Origin of the sequence: Tenacibaculum geojense (assembly GCF_042676005.1) — a bacterium.
In the GTDB taxonomy this organism is placed as follows: Bacteria; Bacteroidota; Bacteroidia; order Flavobacteriales; family Flavobacteriaceae; genus Polaribacter; species Polaribacter geojense.
Genome location: NZ_JBHTJR010000040.1, coordinates 1 through 3,987, shown reverse-complemented (window position 1 = coordinate 3,987; position 3,987 = coordinate 1). Strand labels below are relative to the sequence as shown.

Below are 3,987 nucleotides of genomic sequence, written 5' to 3'. Positions count from 1 at the left end.
TTGGATATAAGTCAGCAGTGCTCCATTCTAAAATGAGAGTTGAGGGAAGAAAATAAGTTAATAAAAAAAAACGCTTTACAACAATGGCTATAATTAATACTGGTTTTGGTGTTTAATCCAAAGTTTAATGTATTTTTATAGTGTCGTCAAATCATTTTGATTTGACTTTTGAACAAGAAAAAATTAAAAGCAAACAAAATGCTTCGTCTTAGTGCTCAATCGGAAAGAATTCGCTTCCCTACTCCCGCACTAATCATAGCCGAAGCCGTTGTAACCAATTTAAGAAAACTAATGAAAAAGAACAGAAATCTGATTTTAACTTCAATTCTAATAATCGGAATTTTAAGTTTCTATAGTTTTAAAAATTACGCTGAAAAAGTAAAAGACGAACATTGTCTAACTACTCAAATTTCATCTAAAATATTTGACTTTAATACTTTTGACTTAAAAGTAGACTCTTCTTTAATTTTATCGGATTTTATAGTTGTAAACCAAAATAGCGGAAAGACAATCTTTGCGGACGGAAAAAACCGAAAAGGAATTAAAAATGAATATGGTCATTGCACTTTTGAGCTGTATTGGAAAGGAAAGAAGGTTTATGAATTTGGACACTTTAAAATGAATAATTGGAATACGAATAAATACGAATTGAATATTAGAATGGAAAATAACGAACTCAAACCGAGTTTAGAAATTTATGGCCCTGACAATAAAAAAGCGGATTTATATTTTAAAAAAATAACAGAATAAAAACTGGTTACAACAAAGCGTATAATTAATTGCGGCTGAATTTCCTTTGTGGAAATTCAATCTTATTAATTATCTTTCCGAAACAACGGAAAATGACTCGCGTCCTTTTCCCGCAAAAAATCATACACAAATACGTTGTGCTTAATTATGACCAAACCAACAAACAATACTATAAATGAAGATATGAGAAACACCTGTTTCTTCTGTTCTGAATCTATTTCTGGAAAAAAAACTCAAGAACACATAATTCCAAATAGCTTATTAGGAAAATTGGGAATCAAAGAAGAAACTGTAACAGGAAAAGGAGTATTTCAATATAGTAGAATAAAAGTCCCAGCTCATAGCTCTTGCAATAGTGGTTTCGGAAGTGCATATGAAGATAGAATAATAAAACAACTAGAAAGTCCTGAACAATTGTTCAACGATTTAAAAGCTGAGGAATCAGGTATATCTATGATTTATGGTCCAGATGAATCTAAAACTATGCTTGTTTCTACTTGGTTATCTAAAATTTATTATGGACTTTTTTATAATGATTATCTTAAAATTGATGATAATGAGTACAAAGAAGTGTCTAAGCAAATAATTGACACTGATAATTTTAGAATAATTCAAAGTGCTTATAAAGACGGTGTTGGATTTTGTCTACCATCAAGCCTATATGTTTTTGAGTCTGAAAAAGACTTCTTTGATTTAAGAACGTTTGTTTATCCTCAAATGATAATGATTAAAATCAAAAAGTTAGTGTTCATATTATTAATCGGAGATGGATTTTTGACAAAAAACTATCTCAATGAAGAGTTACTTTCAAATTTTAGAGAAAAGCTATTATTGGAAGAAAAAAGAAATGACAAATTCCCTCTTCATCTGTATGCACTATCTGAAATAATGGCTTTAAGAATGTGTATTCCAAAATCACCATCGTTTGTCTATTCTAATAAAGAGATTATGAATATGAGTTTATCAACTGGAGTGTCAAACCCAGATGAATATTATAAAGTGGATGAGGAATTAATTGAAAAAACTCGAAATGAAATTCTAATTGATTTAGGGGTGAAAATAGAATAACTAAGCACAACAATGGCTAAAATTAATACGGGTTTCAGTGCTTAATCCAAAGTTAAATGTATTTTTATAAAGTCCACCAAATCTTTTGATTTGGCTTTAGAATAGAAAAAAAATAAAACAAAATAAAAAGTTTTGGCTAAGTGCTTAATCCGAAATTAAATGCTTTTTTATTCCCGTACTAACCTTAGCCGAAGCCGTTGTAAATAATTTATGAAATCGAAAACCCTATTAATAATATTAACACTAACCTTTTTAAATCTCCACTCCCAAAAGAGAATAATGTTGAACAACGGTTGGTATGAAACAGATAAATCTGAAAGTGGAATCCTGAAAATAGACCGAAAATCTGGAGATAAATATTTTTTGAATTCAAAGCCTATTGTAACTCCTGAAAATTTTCAATCTCATGAAGAATTTGAAAATTACAACGGAGACAAAGGAATGTCTATTAAGCTTAATAAAACAGGAACTGAAAACTGGAGAATTGCCACAAAAAGCTCAGTTGGCTCGAAATTAGTCTTCATTCTTGAAAATGAAATATTCTGTACTCAAATTGTGAATTCTGAAATTACAGCGGGAGTATTTGCTTTTTGGAAAACTCAACAAACCGAAAATGAGTGGAAAAAATTGAAAGAAATTCTGAATTAAAACTATTTACAACAAGGTGTATAATTAATTGCGGCTGAATTTCCTCTGCGGAAATTCAATCTTATTAATTATCTTTCCGCAACATCGGAAAATGACTCGCGTCTTTTCCCGCAAAAAATCTTACACAAATACGTTGTAACCAATTATGAAAAAAATTCTCGTCCTAACAATATTGCTTTTCTCTATTCAATCTTTTTCGCAGGAAAATAATGATTGTGATGATAGAATTGTGCCTTACTGGTGGAATTACACAAATAGCAGAATTGAAGGCGAAAGTCCTAGTTTAAGAAAAGCCTTCAAAGAAATTCAATCATCAGAAACCAAAATTGAACCAAAAAATGGATTTATAACATTGAGATTAAATATTTCAAAAACAGGAATACTCTGCGATATTGAGACATTTCAAATTGATGAGAACTATAAAAGTACTGAATTCAATAATGGAAAGTTAAAAGAGGAATTAGAACAAATAGCATTTGGACTAAAAGACTGGAAAAGAGATAAAGAGTATAAGACGTATAACTTAATCAGACTAAAAATTAAAAACGGACGAATTGAAGAAATTTTTTAAAATACTTGGTTACATTGTTGGGGCTATAATAGTCATTTCAGTTGGTTTTGGAATCTATCTATATTTTTGGAACGAAAATAGGATTGAGAAATCTAAAGAATTATCACAACGAATTGAAAATTTTGAATCTCAAGACAGTGATGAATATATGGAATACTCAGTCCATTTTAACAAAGCTGGAGATTTTGAAAATGGATTCAAATATTTAAATAAAGCTGTAGAACTTGACCCTAAATTACATTTGGGTTACAGAGGATGGATAAGGTTAAGAAAAATGCGAGATTATGACAAAGCTCTTGAGGATTTTGACCGACTTGATAGTCTAACACCAAATTTTGTGGATGCACCTTGGGGAGAAGACATCGACTTCTTAAGAGCTGAATGCTACTTCGGCAAAAAAGAATATCAAAAGACAATTGACTTGTTAAATCGTAGCATAAAGAATCAAAAAGAAGATTGGGCTGATATTCATTCTTTTGTCTATTTGGGACTTTGCGAATTTGAACTTGGAAATTATGAAAAAGCGATTGGCGAATTTCAACGAGCTCTACAGCAATCGGAATACGTGCCTGAATCCTTTTTTGGAATGGCAAAAGCCTACCAAAAACTTGGACAAATCGAAAAGACAAAAGAGAACATATTGAAAGCAGAAAGTAATATGCAATACAAACGAGATGATGTTTATAACGAGTTTTTAAATGAGATTTATATGTCCGAAATTCAAGAATTTAAACAACAATTAAACAATAAATAACTGGTTACAACAATGGCTATAAACAATTGCTATTACAGGCTAATCCTGAAAATTCCTGCGGAATTTTCAGCTTGTCTTGTACTTGCAAAAGTCCGTGCTAACCCACGCAACTGTTCATAGCCGAGACCGTTACCTGCAAGCTGAACAAAACGAATGAAAAAGTACATAAACCTAATTTTGATATTACTTGCAACAT

At 30.7% G+C, this 3,987-nt stretch carries 5 protein-coding genes; all 5 read left to right on the top strand.

Going from position 1 to position 3,987, the window contains the following annotated elements; all coding sequences use genetic code 11:
• The first annotated feature begins 198 nt into the window (after nucleotides 1-198).
• The 5 genes from ACFQ1U_RS06730 (at nucleotide 199) to ACFQ1U_RS06710 (ending at nucleotide 3,791) form a co-directional block, all read left to right on the top strand.
• The gene (locus ACFQ1U_RS06730) at nucleotides 199-750 is read left to right on the top strand and encodes a hypothetical protein (protein ID WP_386106632.1); all 552 of its coding nucleotides are present in this window, start codon (nucleotides 199-201) and stop codon (nucleotides 748-750) included.
• 147 nt (nucleotides 751-897) lie between these two features.
• Complete coding sequence (locus tag ACFQ1U_RS06725) at nucleotides 898-1,818, top strand: hypothetical protein (protein ID WP_386106630.1); 921 nt, start codon at nucleotides 898-900, stop codon at nucleotides 1,816-1,818.
• A gap of 279 nt (nucleotides 1,819-2,097) precedes the next feature.
• Nucleotides 2,098-2,466 carry a SecDF P1 head subdomain-containing protein gene (locus ACFQ1U_RS06720; RefSeq protein ID WP_386106628.1) on the top strand — a complete coding sequence of 123 codons (369 nt, stop codon included), beginning with the start codon at nucleotides 2,098-2,100 and terminating at the stop codon, nucleotides 2,464-2,466.
• Nucleotides 2,467-2,611: 145 nt separating this feature from the next.
• A complete protein-coding gene (locus ACFQ1U_RS06715; protein WP_386106626.1) occupies nucleotides 2,612-3,037 on the top strand; it encodes a hypothetical protein in 426 nt (141 codons plus the stop codon).
• Nucleotides 3,021-3,791, top strand: a complete 771-nt coding sequence (locus tag ACFQ1U_RS06710) for a tetratricopeptide repeat protein (RefSeq protein ID WP_386106624.1) — start codon at nucleotides 3,021-3,023, stop codon at nucleotides 3,789-3,791. The genes ACFQ1U_RS06715 and ACFQ1U_RS06710 overlap by 17 nt, the downstream gene beginning before the upstream one ends.
• Nucleotides 3,792-3,987 lie beyond the last annotated feature (196 nt).